This window comes from Arthrobacter sp. SE2 (assembly GCF_058244265.1).
In genome coordinates this window covers 46,118-65,840 of the sequence record NZ_JBZAYA010000009.1, presented here as the reverse complement: position 1 = coordinate 65,840, position 19,723 = coordinate 46,118, and the positions used below count along the sequence as shown (strand labels likewise).

Annotated in this window: 20 protein-coding genes; 3 read left to right on the top strand and 17 right to left on the bottom strand. The window is 62.3% G+C overall.

The window, feature by feature from the left end; all coding sequences use genetic code 11:
- Positions 1 to 7: 7 nt before the first annotated feature.
- The 3 genes from AC4CS3_RS13760 to AC4CS3_RS13750 form a co-directional block, all read right to left on the bottom strand.
- A complete protein-coding gene (locus AC4CS3_RS13760) occupies positions 8 to 1,504 on the bottom strand; it encodes an MFS transporter (protein WP_234748581.1) in 1,497 nt (498 codons plus the stop codon).
- Positions 1,505 to 1,700: 196 nt separating this feature from the next.
- Positions 1,701 to 2,519 (bottom strand): hypothetical protein, encoded by an 819-nt coding sequence (locus AC4CS3_RS13755; protein ID WP_490783929.1) that lies wholly within the window; start codon positions 2,517 to 2,519, stop codon positions 1,701 to 1,703.
- Positions 2,516 to 3,556, bottom strand: a complete 1,041-nt coding sequence (locus AC4CS3_RS13750) for a Gfo/Idh/MocA family protein (RefSeq protein WP_234748583.1) — start codon at positions 3,554 to 3,556, stop codon at positions 2,516 to 2,518. The genes AC4CS3_RS13755 and AC4CS3_RS13750 overlap by 4 nt, the downstream gene beginning before the upstream one ends.
- A gap of 106 nt (positions 3,557 to 3,662) precedes the next feature.
- Between AC4CS3_RS13750 and AC4CS3_RS13745 the strand changes: the two genes are divergently transcribed.
- Positions 3,663 to 4,922 (top strand): ROK family protein, encoded by a 1,260-nt coding sequence (locus tag AC4CS3_RS13745; RefSeq protein ID WP_490783928.1) that lies wholly within the window; start codon positions 3,663 to 3,665, stop codon positions 4,920 to 4,922.
- A gap of 24 nt (positions 4,923 to 4,946) precedes the next feature.
- On the opposite strand, the gene AC4CS3_RS13740 is transcribed toward AC4CS3_RS13745, so the two are convergent.
- Complete coding sequence (locus AC4CS3_RS13740) at positions 4,947 to 5,363, bottom strand: C-glycoside deglycosidase beta subunit domain-containing protein (protein WP_490783927.1); 417 nt, start codon at positions 5,361 to 5,363, stop codon at positions 4,947 to 4,949.
- Between the two features lie 66 nt (positions 5,364 to 5,429).
- Here AC4CS3_RS13740 and AC4CS3_RS13735 point away from each other — a divergent pair, with 66 nt between their 5' ends.
- Complete coding sequence (locus tag AC4CS3_RS13735; RefSeq protein WP_234748586.1) at positions 5,430 to 6,467, top strand: sugar phosphate isomerase/epimerase; 1,038 nt, start codon at positions 5,430 to 5,432, stop codon at positions 6,465 to 6,467.
- A gap of 129 nt (positions 6,468 to 6,596) precedes the next feature.
- Here AC4CS3_RS13735 and AC4CS3_RS13730 read toward each other — a convergent pair whose 3' ends face one another.
- From AC4CS3_RS13730 to AC4CS3_RS13675, 12 genes are all read right to left on the bottom strand, one after another.
- On the bottom strand, positions 6,597 to 7,601 hold the full coding sequence (locus AC4CS3_RS13730) for a sugar phosphate isomerase/epimerase family protein (protein WP_234748587.1): 1,005 nt from the start codon (positions 7,599 to 7,601) through the stop codon (positions 6,597 to 6,599).
- A gap of 8 nt (positions 7,602 to 7,609) precedes the next feature.
- Positions 7,610 to 8,797: a Gfo/Idh/MocA family protein gene (locus tag AC4CS3_RS13725; RefSeq protein ID WP_234748588.1), complete on the bottom strand. Its 1,188-nt coding sequence runs from the start codon at positions 8,795 to 8,797 to the stop codon at positions 7,610 to 7,612.
- Positions 8,794 to 9,192, bottom strand: a complete 399-nt coding sequence (locus AC4CS3_RS13720) for a C-glycoside deglycosidase beta subunit domain-containing protein (RefSeq protein WP_234748589.1) — start codon at positions 9,190 to 9,192, stop codon at positions 8,794 to 8,796. Before AC4CS3_RS13720 ends, AC4CS3_RS13725 begins: the two co-directional genes overlap by 4 nt.
- 39 nt (positions 9,193 to 9,231) lie before the next feature.
- On the bottom strand, positions 9,232 to 10,257 hold the full coding sequence (locus AC4CS3_RS13715; protein WP_234748590.1) for a sugar phosphate isomerase/epimerase family protein: 1,026 nt from the start codon (positions 10,255 to 10,257) through the stop codon (positions 9,232 to 9,234).
- A gap of 21 nt (positions 10,258 to 10,278) precedes the next feature.
- Positions 10,279 to 11,382 carry a sugar phosphate isomerase/epimerase family protein gene (locus AC4CS3_RS13710; RefSeq protein WP_490783926.1) on the bottom strand — a complete coding sequence of 368 codons (1,104 nt, stop codon included), beginning with the start codon at positions 11,380 to 11,382 and terminating at the stop codon, positions 10,279 to 10,281.
- A complete protein-coding gene (locus AC4CS3_RS13705) occupies positions 11,379 to 11,774 on the bottom strand; it encodes a C-glycoside deglycosidase beta subunit domain-containing protein (RefSeq protein ID WP_234748656.1) in 396 nt (131 codons plus the stop codon). Before AC4CS3_RS13705 ends, AC4CS3_RS13710 begins: the two co-directional genes overlap by 4 nt.
- Positions 11,775 to 11,829: 55 nt before the next feature.
- Positions 11,830 to 13,389 carry a GMC oxidoreductase gene (locus tag AC4CS3_RS13700; protein WP_234748592.1) on the bottom strand — a complete coding sequence of 520 codons (1,560 nt, stop codon included), beginning with the start codon at positions 13,387 to 13,389 and terminating at the stop codon, positions 11,830 to 11,832.
- Complete coding sequence (locus AC4CS3_RS13695; RefSeq protein WP_234748593.1) at positions 13,386 to 14,162, bottom strand: TIM barrel protein; 777 nt, start codon at positions 14,160 to 14,162, stop codon at positions 13,386 to 13,388. The genes AC4CS3_RS13700 and AC4CS3_RS13695 overlap by 4 nt, the downstream gene beginning before the upstream one ends.
- A 90-nt stretch (positions 14,163 to 14,252) precedes the next feature.
- Complete coding sequence (locus AC4CS3_RS13690) at positions 14,253 to 14,459, bottom strand: hypothetical protein (protein WP_234748594.1); 207 nt, start codon at positions 14,457 to 14,459, stop codon at positions 14,253 to 14,255.
- A gap of 8 nt (positions 14,460 to 14,467) precedes the next feature.
- Positions 14,468 to 15,304, bottom strand: a complete 837-nt coding sequence (locus AC4CS3_RS13685) for a carbohydrate ABC transporter permease (RefSeq protein WP_234748595.1) — start codon at positions 15,302 to 15,304, stop codon at positions 14,468 to 14,470.
- 3 nt (positions 15,305 to 15,307) lie between these two features.
- A complete protein-coding gene (locus AC4CS3_RS13680) occupies positions 15,308 to 16,267 on the bottom strand; it encodes a carbohydrate ABC transporter permease (RefSeq protein WP_234748596.1) in 960 nt (319 codons plus the stop codon).
- A 56-nt stretch (positions 16,268 to 16,323) separates the two neighbouring features.
- On the bottom strand, positions 16,324 to 17,616 hold the full coding sequence (locus AC4CS3_RS13675) for an ABC transporter substrate-binding protein (protein WP_234748597.1): 1,293 nt from the start codon (positions 17,614 to 17,616) through the stop codon (positions 16,324 to 16,326).
- A gap of 271 nt (positions 17,617 to 17,887) precedes the next feature.
- Here AC4CS3_RS13675 and AC4CS3_RS13670 point away from each other — a divergent pair, with 271 nt between their 5' ends.
- Positions 17,888 to 18,835, top strand: coding sequence for a LysR family transcriptional regulator (locus tag AC4CS3_RS13670; protein WP_234748598.1), 948 nt, complete (start codon positions 17,888 to 17,890; stop codon positions 18,833 to 18,835).
- 57 nt (positions 18,836 to 18,892) lie between these two features.
- Here AC4CS3_RS13670 and AC4CS3_RS13665 read toward each other — a convergent pair whose 3' ends face one another.
- Entirely contained in the window at positions 18,893 to 19,528 is a 636-nt protein-coding gene (locus AC4CS3_RS13665; protein WP_234748599.1) for a hypothetical protein, read from the bottom strand.
- Positions 19,529 to 19,723: the final 195 nt, after the last annotated feature.

Sequence of the window (19,723 nt, the reverse complement as noted above, 5' to 3'; positions counted from 1 at the left end):
CGGGAGCTCAGGCGGAAAGGGTTTCAGGTGTCGTTTGACGTGAGGATTCGGGCTCGTCGGACAGACGTCCGGGCGGGAGCAGGACCGCGGCAATGATGCCGAGAGCATAGGTGATCCCGAGGGCAATGAAGATCGGTCGAAAAACGTCGCTGTATATCTGCGCAATGTTCGTTTGAAGACTCGGCGCTGCTCCCTGGACAAAATGGGGAGTCAGGCTGGCAGCGTCCACTTCCGCAGGCAGAAGAACCGCCACACCGAAGCCGATCACGCCACCAATGATCGCCGTGGCGAGGGTGGACCCAACCTGGCGTACCAGGTTGATCGTGGCGGTGACCGTGCCTATCTGACTCTGCGGTGCCGCACTCTGGACGACGGCGACGATCAGGCTCATGAAGGAACCTGTACCGATTCCGACGATCCCCATGACGAGCATCGGCACCCAGATAGGCAGTCCCACGGGCAGCAGTGCCATGCCAAGAAGTCCCGCTGCCCCAAGCGATGTACCCAAAATCGGGAAAACCCGATAGCGCCCTGTTCGGCTGGCTAGCCAGCCCGTGAAGAGATTGCTTATCAGCATCCCGAACACTGTCGCCATGGGAACGAGCCCCGACACCGTTGCGTTGGTCCGGTATGACATTTGGAAATATGTGGGCAGATAGGCCGTGATGGAAAACAGCCCGACGCCGATGATCGCCGACAGCGCGGTACTGGCTGTAATCATCCGGTTCGCAAATAGCCGTAGAGGGACGATCGGCTCGGGCGACTGCCGTTCAATGTAGAAAAAAAGTACAAACCCCAGAATGGCGACCGCGAGTGCGACGACGGTCTCGGTCCCGGCGCTGCGTTCCGCTACCCAGGTAGCCGCCAGTACGAGAGACACCAGCCCGATGGTGAAAGTGGTCGCCCCGGCGACGTCAAAGCTACGACGCCCCGGGCTGCACTCGAGATAAGGCACTCCAATGAATGCGAGCACGAGGGCCGCTGCGCCGACCGGGATGTTAATCCAGAACACCCACGACCAGCCCCAATAGTCGGTTATGGCACCGCCGAGCACTGGGCCGATCAGGATAGCAAAAGGGAACGCTGCCCCGATGATGGCCATGTAGCGGGGGCGTTCGCGTGGCGTGGTGACGCGGGCGATGATCGTCTGCGACATCAGCTGCAGGCCTGCGGAACTCATTCCTTGCACGACGCGCGCAAGGATGAGCCACTCTATTGTCGGGGCGAATCCGCAGGCAAGCGACGAGAGGATGAAGACAACGAGGGAGGACAGGAACACCCGCCGAGGACCGAGCACGTCGCCAAGTTTGCCAAGGACGGGCAACAGCACAGTGCTTGCGAGGGTGTAGCCGACCACCACCCAACTCATGAGCCTGAGGCCCCCCAGCTCGCCCGCAATTGTTGCGAGCGAGGTGGAGACCACGGTGTGATCGAGCGCCCCGATGAAGGACACAGTCAGTAGTGAGACGACGAGGAGGCGGAGCCTGAAAGGCGAAAGTGACATTGTGATCTACCCGAACGATCGGGCCGTCGACGCGACGTTTTGTGCCTCAGCCGCATCAGCACGGCGGAGAACGGGTTCGGAGGAACCCCGGCGTCTTTACCATCATAGAGGCGGCTTTAGTAGATAATCAACTAAAGAATGACTGAAAGCGACATTGAAGTTGACCGCACCACCGCCTCTCCCTTGTAGCGGCCAGCTATTCAAGACCATCGCCCTGGATTGGCCGCGAGAAGGCGGCCGCCAGTCGGCTATCGTGAAGAAGCTCCTCCAGATCGGCCAAAGCTTCGCCACTCGCCAGTGCTTCGAGGGCCCGCCGGAGCGAAAGGCGAGCCGAGGCCTCAAATCGCGTCGGCATCCTCAATGTGCCCTCGGAAGTGGAATTCTCAACGCACATCAACCCGGCAGGGACGTCCACGGTGACCGAAGAAAGTACCTCAGCGAGAACCAGCACCCGGACGAGGCCCCCCTCCTCGCGTCCTGCCAGGGTTGTCGCGCTCAGGGCTATCGGAAGTGCCCCGGCTGCACTAGCCGACTCAAGCAGGCCCATGCGGCTGCGAGGCGTTGCACTGACGGAACGGACCCTCAGGGATCCCCCATCGAACACCCTGGCCCATCCGATCGCATCACGAACAACCGCTTCGAACTCCGAGTCAAGCGACGCACATTCCACCATCACCACGCGAGCCGGAATCCCTGCCCTCCCCGCGCGCGCATCAGCGACGACATCGGAACGCAAACGGGGACGCTCGACGATTACAGGAATTCCTTTGCACCGCTGGTGAAGCATCTCCACGGCACTCGCGGGCGCTTCGACCGGATCCACAACCACGATCGCGGCGGCGGACTGCCGCCGCGCCTCCGCCGCCTCCTTCCACCATTCCCCTGCTCCGGGCACGACGGCGACCGATCCCCCCACAGTCGTCGTGAGGCGCGTACTCAGCGGCAGTTCGGCCGCGGCGGCCCGATACGCCGGAAGCGAGGTGAACACAGGCACGGCAGCGCCCTCCCCGATCATCGCGGCGCCTCAGCACGCAGCCTCGACACGGCCGCATCCGCTATGTCAATCGCGTAGTAGGCGTCTGCGAGCAAATCGTCGTACTCCGTGGGCGCAACGCCTTCTATGAGTGCGGCGAAAGCGCGCCATTCGGAAATATACCCGTCCTCGAGATCCCTCCGGTACGTCGTCCAACGCCCGTCGGCGGTTCGGACGCGAATCACGGCGCTGCCAGCATGGACGAAGGCCGGAGGGAAATCAACCTCTATTCGATCCTCCGTGGTTGCGATACTCATGCGCCATAGGGCGTCGGGTCCATGCGGAATCATCGTCGCCACCAATTGCACTAGTACACCACTGGCGCGGTACCCGACAACATACCCCACGGGTGGAACCAGCCGGGCGTACTCGACTTTTTCCAGGACCGGCGCAATATCCCGCAAAGCCGGAAGGTCGTGTACGGCAAGTCCGGTCACCAGTTGCCGAAGGACGTCCGCTGCAATCACGGGGTCACTGAGATCCGGCCGACCCCGGTGCGAGGGAAGATATGGCCCGACCTCCGCGACCAGGCGATGATACCGGTCGTTCGGCGGGAGGGCGAGCGTCACGGAGACGGTCTGCGCGCGGCCTTCAAAGGCAACCAGATGGTGCTTTGCACGCCCCCAAGCCGTGTCGAACAAGTGGTTTGTCCCCACCAGGAGTGCCGTACCGGCAGCCCTGCACGCCGCAATCACCGCGCTGGCTTCGAGCCGGCTGGTTGCGAGCGGCTTCTCGCACATGACTGCCCGCTTACCCGCCGCGACGGCCGCGAGGATCTGCCGGGCATGCTCAGAGGGCGGGCTGCAGACGGCCACGACTTCCACTTCCGGGTCAGCGAGCAAGGCCTCGTCCCCCTGGGACCAGCGTGCACCGTATCTCTCTGCCAGCGATTGGGCACGGCCACTCCCCGCATCTGAGATGTGTACGATCCGAAAAATCTGGTCAACTCGCCCCAGAGTCGCCAGGTGCAGCGCCGCAACCCCGGGACCGGCGCCAATAAGGCCTACGTTCCAAGGCATAGCAATCTCTCCACTTTTGTCATGTTCGCTCCAAAGTAGACATAGTTTTGGCTATAGTAGCCGCCGCTTGCACCTTAGTGGGCAGGAATATGGGAGAATCGTAATCATGACATCAGAGTCCACACTTCGGTTCGGAGCACAAACGGATGAAGTGACGAGCCTGCTGCGCATCGTCAACCTTGTGCGCACGGGGGAAGTCACCACAAGGCCCGAGATCGGCCGAGTAACCGGCTTGGGGCGCGGGGTGGTCACGCAGAGGGTAGACCAGGCGATCCAAATGGGCTATTTGGGCGATGGCGTATTCGGAGCCTCTTCGGGCGGCCGGGCACCTCGAACATTGCGGTTTCGCGCCGAGCAGGGCCGAATCATTATCTGCGCACTTGGCGCCCTGCACATCCGCGTGGGGATCGCCAATCTGGACGGCGAGATACTCGACGAAACCCACCAATACTGGGAGATTGCCCGCGGCCCCCAGGAGACTCTCGAGGTCGTCATGACCCGCATCGACGAACTGCTCGATCGAGTCGCCAAGGTGCCGACTTGGGGGGTCGTGGTGGGGGTTCCGGGTCCGGTGGATTTTGAAAGCGGAAGCCCGGTAGCACCTCCGATCATGCCCGGCTGGAACGGTTTTGATGTGCGCGGACCATTCGAGCGACGTTACAGTGCGCCCGTCTGGGTGGACAATGACGTCAACCTTCTGGCACTTGGGGAACGCGCGCGCCGACGCGACGTCAACGCCGACCTGATCTACTGCAAAGTCGGCTCGGGAATCGGGGCAGGGCTACTCTCCCAAGGCCGCATACATCGCGGCGCCAACGGGGCTGCGGGTGACATCGGCCACGTAAAGGTGGCCGGCTCAAACGCCGCCTGCCGCTGCGGCAAGATCGGTTGCCTGGAAGCCGTGGCCGGCGGCTGGGCCCTCGTCCGCGACGCTGAGACGGCAATCCACGAAGGAACGGCCGGCGCATCGGCCCTTGGCAGCAATGGGAAGGCAATCACCCCCGAGGGAATTGCCCGCGCCGCGGAGGATGGAGATCCGCTCGCCATCACGCTCATTCAAAAATCGGCGCGAGTGATTGGCGAATCCATCGCTGCACTGGTCAATCTGTTCAATCCAGGGGTGATCGTCATAGGCGGCGCAATGGCCGCCGCCGGCGAAGTATTCCTGGCAGAGGTTCGCCAGCGCGTTTACGAGTTGTCACTCCCGCTGGCCACCCGTGACCTCAGCATTGTCCTCTCGGTCAATGACGCGCGGGAACCGCTACGGGGTGGCGCCGAATTGGCCCTTGAGCAGCTCTTCGAAGTGACTTTCCCGCGCTGGTTTGCCGAGGGCCTGCCTTCCCCAAGAAGCGTAACGGTGAACTAGTAAGCGTTAAGGCCTCGGCTCGACTCAGGCGACGTCGCAAGAGACGCTGGGAACGTGGGCATGGTCGAGCTGCAGCCGGGACTTGAGGTGGAATGGCAGGATGAGGGGCGATCCCGGCCCGGCCTGCAGGTAGGGGACAAGCAGCCAAAAGCCAGCGGATACCGTGTGCTCACCTGGGCCCAGTCTGCGCTGACCAGCGATGACAAGGCGATCCTGCACGAACCACCAGCCCGATTCCGCTTGCAACGATGATGCCGGCACCCGCCGTTCACCAAGCAGGGCGCTGAGCGCGGTCGGAGGCATCGGCTCATCGTCTATCACTAACTCGAGCGACGACACGCTGGACAAAGGCATCGAGCGAATCCACGGAAGGCCGATCCTCAGTTCAAAACCCTCAGAAGTGGACGCGAGCGCGTCGTCCCGCAAAGCGGTTTGCAGCATGCTTTCCATCCTTTATCCTAAAAGTGACATAAGTTTGTCATTAACATGCCTATTTGGGAAGGTGCCATGACTCCCGGAATTCCCGACAATTGGACCCTCTGCGCGAGCTCCTTCAACTGGACGCCGGAGGTCACAGCCGCACGCCGCTCGGCCCTGGACATCGTCACCGGCATCGTGGCGGAGCGCGTGGTGGACACAATCGAACTGGAGCCCGGACTGCTCTGGCGGTCCTTTCCGGATCCGAAGGACGCCGAGGTGGACGAGTTGCGCGAATCCGTGGCCGCAAACGGAGGACGCATCAGTATTATGGGCGGCAGCCTTGACGACTTCACCTCCCCCACGAACCGCCGAACCACGCAGGAACGCCTGGATTTCCTCGTCCCCCAAATACGAGCCGCCCACCGGGTCGGCGCTACCGGAATCCGGCTGCCGATCGGCCAGGCGGGCGCCGAACTGCTCGGACTGGTGCAGCCCGTACTGCATGACCTCGACCTCGTGCTCTATGAGGAAATCCAAGGGCAGCAGAATCCGCATAACCCCGCGATAGCGCCGGCCCTGGATTGTATAGCCGGGCTCGCAGACGACCACGTTCGCGTGCTGGTGGACATCAGCATGTTGATGCCTGCCCTTCCTATGAGCTATCTGGAGGAACTTAGTCGCGCGGACGTGCCCACCGAACTGCTCAAGCGCCTGGCCGAGGAGTGGCAGGACCCTGCCACACTCGACGCCGTGACGGTCCTGCTGCGCTCCGGAAAGGTTCCTCAGCAAATCCACACGCTCTTCATGAATCTGTTGATCCGCTTCGGCCGCAGCGACGCCTCGGATTTGGAAAACATCTTTCCCCTGATTGGCGCCTTCCACCTGAAGTTCTGGGATCTGGACGACGCCGATGGGCGCGTTTCGCAGCCGCTTCACGATCTTGGCAGCCTCCTGGGTCGCAACGGATTTGCGGGCACGCTCACCAGCGAATGGGGCGGCCACGAATGGCTCCAGGATGATCCCACCGACATGACGCGACGCCACTTAGCGCTTGCAGCTTCGGCACTTGCCGAGGGTGCACTGGGGGGCGCCACCCTCCAGGGTGACGACCGCCCTCGAACGTAAAGCTGCCGGGGCCAGCGACGGCGGCGTGACCCGCCTCAGGTGGCGACCGCCGTCGAGCGTTAGCCGCTGAACGCACAAAAGCGGCCGGCCGCAGCAGATACTGCAGCCGGCCGCCGCTCTTCCTTGGTGCTATTTAGTGCTGAAGGCCGCATCGAAAGCGGCCGCCGAGGGCTCGTAACTTGAGAGCCTTCGAACGAACCCCAAGGCCTCGGGGGCGCCGACAAGCCGGTTCATGCCGGCGTCCTCCCACTCGACCGACAGTGGCCCCCGGTAGTCGATGGCGTTGAGCATCCGGAAAGCGTCCTCCCACGGCACGTCACCGTGGCCCGTCGAAATGAAGTCCCAGCCGCGGCGCGGGTCGCCCCAGGGCAGGTGGGACGCGAGACGGCCGTTGCGGCCATTGGCCAAGCGCTTCTTCGTGTCCTTGCAGTGCACGTGGTAAATGCGGTCACGAAAGTCCCACAAGAAGCCGACAGGGTCGATGTCCTGCCAGACCATGTGGCTCGGATCCCAGTTGAGGCCAAAGGCCTTGCGGTGTCCGATCGCCTCCAAGGTGCGGGCTGTCGTCCAGTAATCGTACGCGATCTCCGACGGGTGCACCTCGTGCGCGAAGCGGACACCACACTCGTCGAAGACGTCAAGGATCGGATTCCACCGGTCCGCGAAGTCCTGGTATCCGGCGTCGATCATCTTCTCGCTCGCAGGCGGAAACATCGCCACGTACTTCCAGATTGATGAACCAGTGAACCCGGTCACCGTTTTCACACCCAGTCTCGCCGCGAGTCTCGCGGTGTGCTTCATTTCCTCGGCGGCCCGACGGCGGACGCCCTCCGGTTCGCCGTCGCCCCACACCATGTCGGACAAAATCTCACGGTGCCGCTGGTCGATCGGATTATCACACACCGCCTGGCCCTTGAGGTGGTTGGAGATCGTCCAAACCTTCAGGCCATGGCGTTTGAGTACGTCCAACTTGCCCTGCACATAGGCGTCGTCATCCCAACGCCACGGATCCAGATGGTCTCCCCAGCAGGCGATTTCAAGACCGTCGTAGCCCCACTCTCCGGCGAGCCGAGCAACTTCTTCGAACGGCAAGTCAGCCCACTGACCGGTAAAGAGTGTGATAGGTCGTGCCATGTTCTCCCCTAACCGGCGTGGGCCGGAATGTCTACGGAGACGCGGGTCCATGCCGAGTCGTTCTCCGAACTCCGTTCAACGGCATCGAGCACCCTTTGTACCCTCAGGCCGTCGGCGAACGTCGAGTGCGGGTCCGTGCCCTCTGCGATGCCTTCAATTAGATCCTTGACCTGGTGGGAGAACCCATGTTCATACCCGAGCATGTGGCCGGCGGGCCACCACGCCGAAACATAGGGATGCTCCGACTCCGTGACGAGGATCTTCCGGAAGCCCTGACGGTCGGCAAGTGCAGTGCGATCATAAAAGTGGATATTGTTCAGGTCCTCAAGGTCGAAAGCAAGGGCTCCCTTGTCTCCGGAAACCTCAATGGCCAGCGCGTTTTTCCGGCCTGTCGCGAAGCGCGACGCCTCGAATGAAGCCAGCGCCCCGGATTCAAAACGGCCCGCGAATATGGCGATGTCATCCACGGTGACCTGTCCGTACACAGGAGCCCCTTTGCCGGACAAGCCCGACGCAGAGACGGGCAGAGGCCGCTCCTTCACGATGGTGTCAATGGTGCCGGAGACCTTCTCCAGGTGCATGCCGGTCACGAACTGGGCAAGGTCGATCGCGTGGGCTCCGATGTCACCGAGGGCCCCCGAACCTGCGTGTTCCTTCTGCAGTCGCCAAGCCAGCGGCATCTCGGGGTCTACGAGCCAGTCCTGCCGGTACGAAGCCCGCACCTGGTGCACGGTGCCGACTACGCCCTCCGCGATGAGGTTGCGAAGGAAGGTCACAGCCGGAACACGCCGGTACGTGAACCCCACCATCGCCCGGATGCCCCGGGCAGCGGCACGTTCCGCAGCTTCGGCCATTGCTTCGGCTTCGGCCACCGTGTTGGCCAGCGGCTTCTCGCACAGCACGTGCTTCCCGGCCTCGAGCGCCGCGATCGCGATCTCGGCATGTGAGTCCCCCGGGGTCACGATGTCGACGATGTCTATGTCATCGCGGGCGATGACTTCCCGCCAATCGGTGGCTGACTCGGCCCAACCCCACTTTCGGGCTGCTTCTTCCACGGCGTCGGCATTGCGTCCGACAATCACCGCCATTTCCGGCTCGGCGGGCAGGTCGAACACTCGCGGTCCGGTGCGCCAACCCTGGGAGTGCGCCGCACCCATGAAGCCGTATCCGATCATGGCCACTCTCAGGCCGCTCATGCGAGCACTACCTTGCGCTCAACCGCTACCCGGTTCCCGACGTAACGCATTGGGGCGATCTGCATATAGAGCAGTCGCAGGGTCAGGATGACTTCGACGTCGATCTCCTCGCCAGCCTCGGGGACGCGCGCCAAGGGAATGATCACGTCCGGTCGATCGGCGACGAACCACAGGGTTTGCCATTGCCCGGGAAGCTCCGCAATGGAATACGACTTTCCCTGCAGCTCGAAGCGCAGGGAGTCCTTCGGAATCTCGACGCCGTTGACCGTGGCCGCGACGTCGTCCACTGCCGACAGCCAAAGACTGCGGTACCAGGGCAGTTGCACTGAAACCGCAACGCCCTCCGGATGCCTGCGGACGTCGGAGTCCTGGAAGAGGGAATTATGAGTTGCCATGGCTTTCCTTTGCTAAACGTAGTGGTGGCGTCCAAACCCCTAGGCCGGAACCACTGCCTCTTCGATGGCACGGCGCATAAGCGCGTGCTGCTTCTTGACAAGGTCGATGGGATCGGATTCGCCAAGGTCCGCGAACGCATGCCCTTCCCACTCGCTGGACAGGTATCCTTTGTAGCCACCCTTGACGAACTGCCGCACGATGCGGGGAATGTCCATGGCAGGTTCGTTGCCGTTCTCGTCGATGTCGTAGAACTTTGCGTGGACGTGGAAGATCTGCGGCATGATGTCCAGCCATTCCTCCGGGGGCACCAGGCCGTGCATGTTGAATGCCAGACGCGTGAATGGCCCCAGTCGGGCTGGATCAAAGTTGTTGGCGCGCAGGTGGTCTTCGAACTCCTGGTTCCGCTCCTGCATGGGCAGCGGTTTGCGCCAGACCTCCTGCATGACCGCGAAGTGCTCCTCGGGCAGCCCCATCTGCGTCAGGGTGCGGAACAGTGTGGGTGAAAGGCTGTGCATGGTGGAGCTGAAGTCGGCAGTGAAGCCCAGCCGGTCGCTTCCGAGCTCTTCGTACATTTCCCGGATCTGCAGGATCTTCGGGTCGTTCGGACCCGAGGGTGCGTGAATCTCGTAGCCGAGCTTCTGGTCGTACTGTTCGGCCAGAGGAAGCAGACTCCGGAGCAATTCCTTGCCCGCCGAGCGGATCACCACCCGGTGAAAGCCGAGCTTGTTGGCCGTCCGCAACTGCGCCGCGAAAAATTCGTACTCCTCGTCGGGCGTCATGTCGCGGTCTCTGCGGCGGCCCATGTCCAGGTTGGTGCCCACGGCGCTGGGCGTCAAACCGTAACGGTCCAGGCTGTCGCGCCACAGGCGCACGAAGTCGTCGTCGACGTCGGGGTAGGTGCGAAGCATCTGTGCGATGTTGAACTCCACCCCGGGCCCCAGGCCCTCATCGGCGACGGCCTTGATCAGCGTCTCCGGCGTGTAGAGTCCGGCGGCGAATTCAGAGGTGAGAGAGTAGAGGGTGATGCCAAGCTCGATGCCCGAGCCAGCGATGCCTTCTGACATGTCGGTTTTGTCCCTTCTTTTTCAGCCGCGAACGGGCTGGGCAAGGTAGCTGTTGAGGATGCGGCGGGCTTCTGACGCGTCGGTGATCATCGTCGAACCGGCGTTGGCCGCGGCTGACCGCTGAACGGCTTGCTCGCCGCGGATGATGTCGAACGGATCCTGCCAGTTGTTCCAGTGCCAGCCTTCGTATTCACTGGAGATCGCACCCGAGTATCCGTTCTCTACCAGTTGTCGGACGAGGTCACGCACCGGAACCGAGGGCTCCTCGCCGTTCTCGTCGATGCCGAAGAACTTGCCATGGACGTGACGAACCCACGGCATGATTTCCAGCCAGGTGTCGACGGGCGCAGGACCGAAGAGCCCTGTTCCGTTGATGGCGAAGTCAATGCCAAGGTCTGGTCGGCCGTTGCGCGCAGCCAGCCCAATGAACGCACCGAAGCGCTCACCGTGGGCCTTTTGGGTGTTGGGGGGTCCTTCGGCATAGAAGCCGTTCCACATCTCCACCACCTGTCGGAGCAGTTCCTCGGAAGCTCCGCGACGGCGGTAGGCCTCCAGCAGCGAGGGTGCAAAGCCGCTGACGGTGGCACCCCAGTCGGCGGTGAAACCGAGCAGGGGCGAACCGAGTTTCTCGTATCGGTCGCGAAGGGCGAGGATCCGTTCGTGGGTCCCGTGCTGGTCTGCGTGGACTTCGAGCGCAAGGGTTACGCCATACTTCTCGGCCACGGGCAGCAGGCTTTCCATGGCGTCGGGGGTGAGCGAGATCTGCACGCGGGCGATCGGGAAGCCGAGCCTGGCGGCGACTTCGATCTGGCGCCGCATGTACTCGACGAGCTCGTCATGGTTCATGAGGCGGTCCCGGCGGATGCCGGTATCCACATTCACGGCCAGTGAGGTGGGGACCAGGTCCACTTCGGAAACCAGGTCGCGGAACCGGCCAACGAAGGCGTCGTCGATCTGGTCAGGGAAACCGCGAAGGCTCGAGAATCCAATGACTTCAAGGCCCGGGCCAAAGCCTTCGTCCGCCACCTTGCGGATGAGTCCATCGAGGTCGTACTGCCGGGCGTGGAAGGCGCGGGTGAAGCTGTAAAGGGTGACGCCCTGAATCGGCGTGCCGAGGCTGGTCATCGCTGTGCCACCTTCATGGTCTTGGTGTCGTGCTCTTCGATGTGAAGCACGCCGTGGTCTGTGATGATGTACGGGATGTAGAGCTTGAGATCCACGCGAACCTCGTGCTCGGCCCCGTCATCCGCCAGGGACAGGTCACCGGACAGGACAGCCGAGTCCAGGGGGAACCACCATTCAGCGGTCTCCTCAACAAGTTCCTCGAAGCTGAAGGTGCGGTTGTTCATGGTCCAGCGCAGCGAATCCTCGGGGGCGCTGACGCCGTCGACCGTCAGCGATGCTCCGGCGATGCACGAGCCCGGCAGGGCGCGATACCACGGGATGCGGACCTCGACGGCGGTACGGCCGCCCTGTGTGGTGAATGTTCCCTGCTCGATCATGCGGTCGGCAATCATCGAGACCTCCTTGTCTGTGCCTTGCGCGGAAATGTGCTCAATGGCCACTTCTTCATTATTTACTCATTCTATTGTCTGATTCTGACATAAGTAAAGGAGTGCTCAATTCTTCGGCGATCTTACGGGCGCCACGGACGGCAAGGGCCACCGCGGTCAACGTGGGATTGCACGCTGTGGACGTGGGGATGACGCCGTTGCCGGCGACGAAGAGGCCGGGGACCTGCCAGACCTGACCGTCGGGAGAGCACACGCTCTCGCCGTCGTCGGTAGCGCCCATCCGGGCGGTGCCCTGGTAGTGCAGCGATGCCCCCGGCGGCAGGATGAACGGGCTCTCGTCGAGCGGCTCACCCACTGCGTTGCCCAGGCGGACAATTTCCTGCTTCGCGCGCTCGAGTACCTCATGGTCGCGGTCCGTCAAGCGGTAATGGATCCGCATGGCGGGCATTCCGTACGCATCCAGCGTGTCGTCGTCGAACGCCACGCGGTCCTCGCGCTGGAGGTCCTTGGCGCAGAACAAGCCCAGTCCCACGATGGATCCGGGGATCACAGGATCATCCTCAGCAAGCGGAACAGGAGAGGCGTCCAGCTGCATAATCTGGCCGTGGAAAGGCATCTCGTCCGTGTAAGGGACCCAGGCCACGCCGCTCTGCTGGCTGAGCGCGCCGTTGGCTGCCATTTGTCCATCTTCGGCCTTCACGTCACGCAGCCTGCTGGCGAACACCACCTGGGCCTGGTCATTGAGGTAACGTCCAAGCGCGTCAGGCCTGATCCCCGAGGCCCACAACAGCTGCGGAGTGCGCAGAGCATCAGCCCCCACCACAACATAGCGGGCGGCCACTGGGTGGATCTCTCCTGTGCGGCGGCTCTTGACTTCGACGCCAACTGCCCTGCCGTCGTCGAGCACCACGCGCGTCACCAACGACTCGTCAAAGAGTTCAAAGCGAGGGTTTGCGCGGGTCACATCACCCAGGACGACGTCGGCACCGGACCAAACAAGGCACCCATCCTCCCGCCGGTGCACGGCGAGGGGCATCGGCTTGACTCGGAATGCCGGGCCGCGGCCTTCATCCACCGCGGAGGCGAGTCGCTCACGGACCAGATTCGAGAACGGCGCGCCGTCAAAGGCGTGGGACGTGACGCCCAGCAAGCGGTCCGCTTCGTCCAGAAGGTGTTCCAGGTCGGGGAGGAACGCGATGCGCTCCCGACCGCCAGGACGCGGGCAGGCAGCAGTCCAGTGAGCTGCCATGCCGCCGACGTTGCTGGACATAGCCCCGACCGGAAGGCCGTCCTCGTCCGGGAAGGCGTAGCCGTCCGGCAGCAGGAAGGTGCCCGGACGGGCCAAGCGGTCACCGCTTTTGACGGCTCCCGGCGAGTTCACCGTTTGCGAGCCGGCGCCGGGCCCTTCGGAGGCGCGCTGCGCGTGGCTGCGGCGCTCCGGATCCTCGATGTTCTTCACGTGTGCGCCGGGCGGATTGCTGACCGTCGGACCCACTTCGAACATGGCGATCGTGACGCCCGGCGCTTCTTCGCTGAGGATCCGCGCATAGGCCGACGCCGTCGGGCCGCTTCCGACAATGGCTACGTCGACGGCGGCGGGGTACCGGTTGTGGCTCACGACCCGGCCGCCAGTTCTTGAATGAGCTTTACCGACTTGGCGGATTCGATCGTCGGGTAGTACTCCAACCCGACCGGGCCCTCGTAGCCGCTCGCGCGCAGCTCGCCCAGACGCGCCTGCCAATCGATCGAACCTGAACCGGGCTCGCCCCGCCCAGGAGCGTCGGCGATCTGCACATAGCGGATCAGCTCGCCCGCGTTGGCGAGCTCGGCGGCGACATCCTCGCCCTCCACGGTCGAGTGGTACAGGTCGTAGAGAATGCCGAAGTCAGGCGAGTTCACGCCCCGGGCGATATAGGCAGCCTCGGACGTCCGGTCAAGCAGTGCTCCGGGGTGGTCCACCCTGACATTCACCGGCTCAAGGACCAGCGTGACACCAGAGCCCTCGATGTGCGCCACACCCCGGGTAAAGATCTCAATCAGATCGTCGAGCTGGTCCTGCCGCTTGCGGCCGCCGAATCCCGTGCCGCTTCCCACGACGATGCGGGGGCAGCCCAGCTTGTGCGCCACCTCAACCCCCGCATCCAGGCCGGCGAAAAAAGGTGCGTGGTCGCGCGGCGGGATCATGAACTGCATGCGCGGCTCTGCCAGCTGGGCCATGAGTTGGACCCCGGTTTCCTCCAAGGCGGCTTTAAGGGCCGAAATGTCCTTGCCGGCGGGGCCCCACATCTCTACCGCGTCGAAGCCTGCGGCAGCGGCGGCACGGACCCGTTCTGCGGCACTTTCGCCTGCTTCTGTGAACAAAAGGTCGATATTAGGCGCAAGTTGGAACATGCGTGTCTCCCGGGAGATCGAGGGGTTAGTTAAAACATGGGATGGTTGTGGACGGAATGCTCCGGTACCTGTTGGAGCACATCCCAGTGCTCAACGATCCGTCCGTTTTCGAAGCGGTAGATGTCGGCTACCGCGGGCGTCCGGGCGACCTGGTCCGGACGCCCGCACATGCACAGCAATAGTCGGGTTGTGCTGCCGGTACTCATTGGCGACGAGGTAGTCGAAGGCCTCCCGCACCCGTTTCCGGGTGTAGAAGAGCTCCACGAAGCGCTCGAATGCCGCGCGGTTGTCGGTCATTGCGGCGATCAGCCCTTCAGGCCGCCGGCAAAACCCTGGATGAACTTCTTCTGCGCGAAGAGGTAGAACGCAAGGATGGGGATCATCGACACGATCACGATGGCGAAGATCGAATTCCACTTAGACACAAGGGAACCGATGAAGTAGTACATCGCCACCGGCAGCGTCTGGTTCGCCGAGCCGCCAAGGAAGATCAGCGACGTGAAGAAGTCGTTCCACACGATGAGGCCGGCGAAAATGGCTACCGTTCCAGTAGCCGGGGCCATCATAGGCAGCACAATCCGGGAAAAAATCTGGGTTCTGCTGGCGCCGTCAATCGTTGCCGCCTCTTCGTATTCAATGCCCAGTCCACGGAAAAAGCCTGCGTAGAGGAAGATTGCAAGCGGCAGGAGCATTCCCGTGTAAAGGACGATCAAACCCCACGCTGAACCCGTCAGGCCCACTGCACGCGCACCCATATACAACGGCACGGCACCCAGTTGGCCAGGAAGGATGATGGCAACCAGGAAGAGGTAGTAGGCTGCCTTGCTCCACCGTCGGGTGCTTCGCGAGATCACATACCCTGTGATCGACCCCAGGAGCACCAGTCCGACGATGCTGCCGGCGGTGATCACGATACTGTTGACGAGGCCCAAGACGACGTTTGAGTTTCCCTGCGCTGTTAATACCGCCTCGAAATTGCTGAAGTCAGGGCTCGACGGCGGGGCCAGGGGTGAGGTCGTGTAGCTCTCGCCGTCGGACTTCAATGCCGTCGTGATGAGGAAGTAGAACGGCGACAGGAAGATCAGGGCCAGCGCCCAAAGACCGATTTCGCGGAGCAGGGACAGTTTGGTGTAGCGGAACATTCTTCAGTCCTCGGATTTCGATTGCGTCAGCCGCTGCTGGATGACTGCAAAAATCAGGATGATGAGCGCGAGAACTAGGGCGAGGGCGGCGCCCGCACCGAAGTTGCCGAGGGCAAACGCCTGTTTGTAGACCTGTGTGGCAAGCGTTTCAGTCGCACCTGCCGGTCCGCCGCCCGTCAGGGCCATGATTGGATCAAACACCCGGAGACCCTGCACAATGCCCAACGTTGTGGCAATGGCCAGCGCCGGGCGAATCGCCGGAAGGGTCACGTTCGAGAAACGTTGCCACAGGTTTGCGCCGTCAATCGCAGCTGCCTCTTCGATTTCCACCGGGACGCCGGTCAGACCTGCCATGTAGATCACCATCGTTATGCCTGTAGTGCCCCACACCAGTACGACCAGAACCGTCCAGACCGCCCAGGTGGGATCCGCAAGCCAAGGCTTTGCCAAGTCGCCCGCGCCGATGGAGTTGAGGAAAACATTGATCGGTCCGTCGAAATCGAAGATGTACTTCCAGATGTAGGCCGTCGCGAGCGGACTGAGCACCACGGGCATAAAGAAGAGCGTCCGCAGAACGTAGCGCGTTTTCAGGACCCGATTCAGGCCGAGCGCCAAGGCAAGGCCCGCGACGTTGCTCAGGAAAACCGAGCCAAAGGCCAGGAACAAAGTATTGACAAGGGCGCCAACCTTCGTCGGATCCCTGAAGATGGCAGCAAAGTTCTCCCACCCAACCATCCGGAACGAGCCGATGCCGGTCCAGTTGGTGAAGGCAAAGAAGCCGCCGATCCCCGTTGCCACATAATGTATGGCGAAAACGAGGACCACGCCGGGGAGCGCCCACCACCAGTGGCCCAACTGCAGGGCTCCGCCCCGGGGACGGGCTTTTCCGCCCATCCCCGGGACGCGCCTGCCTCGCCGGGGCGCACTGGCTGCTTCGGTTTTCGATTGCATCGTCGCAGTCATGATATTCCTTGCTTGTCCCATTGAGTCATCGGAACCTAGATTGTTGGAACTGGCCACTATCCCCAGGCGCTATCCATCGCCTTGAGGACATCGTCAACTGACTTCTGGCCCGTAATCAGGCCCTGGACTCCAGTTGACAGTGCATCGTAGACGGATGAGTTAGGCCATTGCGTGTTCGGGAGAGGACCATATTTGCCGTTTTTCAGGAGATCGCCGACATTCTTGTAGGCGCTGGACGAGAAGTCGTAGCTGTCCATTCCGCTCACGGGAAGGGCACCGTCGATTTCGGCGAATGACTTAGTCTGCTCGGGTTGGGCGGCCCAGTCGAGGAAGTCTTTCGCGGCCTGCTTGTTCTTGGATGCTGCGTTGATGGAGAACGTGTAGTTGGCACTTGCGAAGACGAAGCCTTTGTCAGAGCTCGATGCAGGCGGGAAGGCCCTGACCACGAAGTCGGCGTCCTTGGCCGCCGTCTTCAACTGCAGCCAGGACGGACCGGGGACGAAAGCGGCCAAGGAGGTTCCGCTGGCCAGGCCTTTGGTGATGGCGTCGAAGCCGCCACCGGCTACGCCTTTCTGGAAGCAACCTGCATTGTTCATCTTCACAACCGCCTGAAGAGCACTCTTCCAACCCTCGCTGCCGGCGAACGTCGTCTGATTGGCAGCACGCTTTTCGTTCCACTTCGGGTCTACGGCGTACACGCGGGTTGCCGCGAGGGTCATCGCCATCAATCCCGTGTTCGGTGCAGCTGAGCCGGCAACCGCCAAGACCGACTTACCGGTCGAGGCAACGGACGAGCATTCTTTTTCAAACGCGGCCCAATCGGCGGGGAATTCGGAGACGCCGGCGGCCTTGGAGGCGGTTTCGTTTGTTACCAGTCCGACGACGGTGATTTCCGGAGCCTGACCGTAAACCTTTCCGTCGGCGCCAAAGAGAGATTCACTTCCAACCGGAACGAGCTTCTTGGCGGCATCATCGAGCGGTTCCAGGAACCCCGCTTGGGTTAATGGCAGTATGCTCCGGCCCGTCCCGGACCCCGGCGAGGTGACCATCACGTCCGAGGCGTTGCCCGCCTGCAGCTGTGTCCGCAGGGTCTGGTCGTATGAATCATTGGGCAGCGGATTGAACGTGATCTTCACGTTCGGGTGGGACTTCATATACTGCTCGCCCAGCTTCTGGTACGGACTCTCAATATTGTTGGAGGTAGCGAATGCCAGGGAAATCTCTTGCGATCCTCCCGCACTGGTGGTGCCGCCGGTGGAGGCCGAGCATCCGGTAAGGATGAGGGCTGCGACCGTGGGGACGGCGAGGGCGCCGGCCTTCAGGCCCGGAAAGCGACGGTGCTGTGTCATGTCCAGCCTTTCTGACTTCTTTGTCGAAACTTCGGGGGTCGTGACCCCGGTCACTACCCAGTATGCGGGACATGTGCATAAAAAGCACATAAGTATTGGCGATACTCGACATAAGTTGCACGGAGGTTTGCAGAAGCGGAACAACTGGCACAGCGCTATAGGGCCAAGCGGCCGACAATTTCATCGGGCGATGTGATGAGCACCGCCGACGCTATCGATACCGCTGATACGCTGAAACTGACTAACTTGCTTTCCGAAGGATCGTTTCGTCGTGACCAAACATGCGCTGCTTTCCCGGCTCGACCTCAATCTCCTCATTTCGCTGGACGCCCTCATCACGGAGCGGAGCGTCACCAGGGCCGCCGAACGGCTCCATTTGAGCCAGCCTGCGCTCAGCGCCTCACTAGCACGCCTCCGGTCCCACTTTGGCGACCCCATCCTGGCACGCCGCGGCAACACCTACGAGCTGACACCTTTCGCTCTGCGCCTCGCCGGGCACACCACCACCGCCCTCGAGGCCGCCCGACGCGTTTTCGAAAGCCAGGCAACATGGGAGCCCAGCGAGTCAGAACGCGAGTTCTCCATCTACGGTTCCGACTACGGCTTCACCACCATCGGCAGGGTCGCCTCTGAACTCGCGACCGAGCGTGCCCCCGGAGTCCGGTTCAGATTCATGCTCCACAACCCAATCATCGTCGAGGACGCAGTCAACCGCCTCCGCTCGGTGGACGGGATGGTGATCCCCCACGGTTTCCTCACCGGACTGCCCTACCTGGACCTATGGAGGGACGACTGGGTGGCCGTTGTCTCCTCGTCCAACGAGGCCGTCGGCGATCAGATCACGATGGAAAACATCGCCGAACTGCCGTGGGTCATGTCCTACCAATCACGCTCTGCATTCACCTCCGCGGAGCGCCAGATCCAGCAACTGGGCATTGAGCCTCGCGTTGAAGTGGTTGTTGAGAGCTTCCAGTCCCTTCCCCATTTTGTCGTCGGAACCAACCGGATCGCACTGATCCAGGCAGCTCTGACACCTTTTGCCCTGAGACTGGACGGAGTGCGGGTCCTGCCGTTGCCGTTCAGCGCTACACCGCTGGTCAACGCACTTTGGTGGCACCCGGTGCACAATCGCGATTCGGAACATGAGTGGATGCGCGGTCTCTTTGCGGAGGCCGCTGTAATCGTGGCGGCGGGCGCCTCGGCGAAGGAATTGCCTTAAACACTGTGACGCCCGGCCGGGATCATCGGCCGAGCGTCACGCCTCACGGTTGCAGGATCAAGCTGACGCGAGGGCCGCACGCAGGCTACGACGAATGAGGTCATGCTGCTTGCGCACCAGCAGCGGCGGGTCCACTTCGCCGAGCTCGGCGACATGGCCGTGCATGTTGAACGCCAGGTGGGCGAACGAGCCAAGCCGGACAGGATCAAAGTCGCGTCCTCGCAGATAGCCGATGAACTGTTCCTGCCGCTCGCGCATGGGGGCATCCGTGGCCCAGATGGATTGCAATTGCTCAATGGCCGCGTTGTCCAGCCCAGCGCGCCGAACCGCGCGCAGCAGTATTGGAGAAATGCTGCGCATGGTTGACGAGAAGTCCGCGACGAACCCGAGAAGCGGAGAGTCGAGTTCTTCGTAGACATCCCGAACCTTCATGATCTCGGGTGCGTTCGGCCCTAGCGGCGCATGAATCTCGTACGCCAGCTTCAGCTCGAGGCGCTCGGCAACCGGGAGCAGTCGCCGGAGCAACTCCGGTTTGGCGCTTTGGATCCGGATCAGTGGAAAGCCGAGCTTCTCGAATCCCTTGTGCCACGAGCGGGCAAAGTCGTCGGTCACCACGGGGTAAGTGGGCAGGACTTGGGACGCCACGATCTCGATTCCAGGACCGATGCCGAGCTCAGCAAAAGGTCTGCTCATGTTGAACCCACTTCATTGCCACAGCGAGAATGGCACCTGCCCTCTTGTGTGAAGGTATCGCCCCGCCAAGGCCGAGTTGCGGCGGCGGCCCCAGAAGTCCCGTCGAAACCACCATGCGACATTGTCTACAAAGCCAGGGACAGACCATTGGTGCCGCGTCCGATAACGGTCGTTTGCGGACACATCGAAGAAATG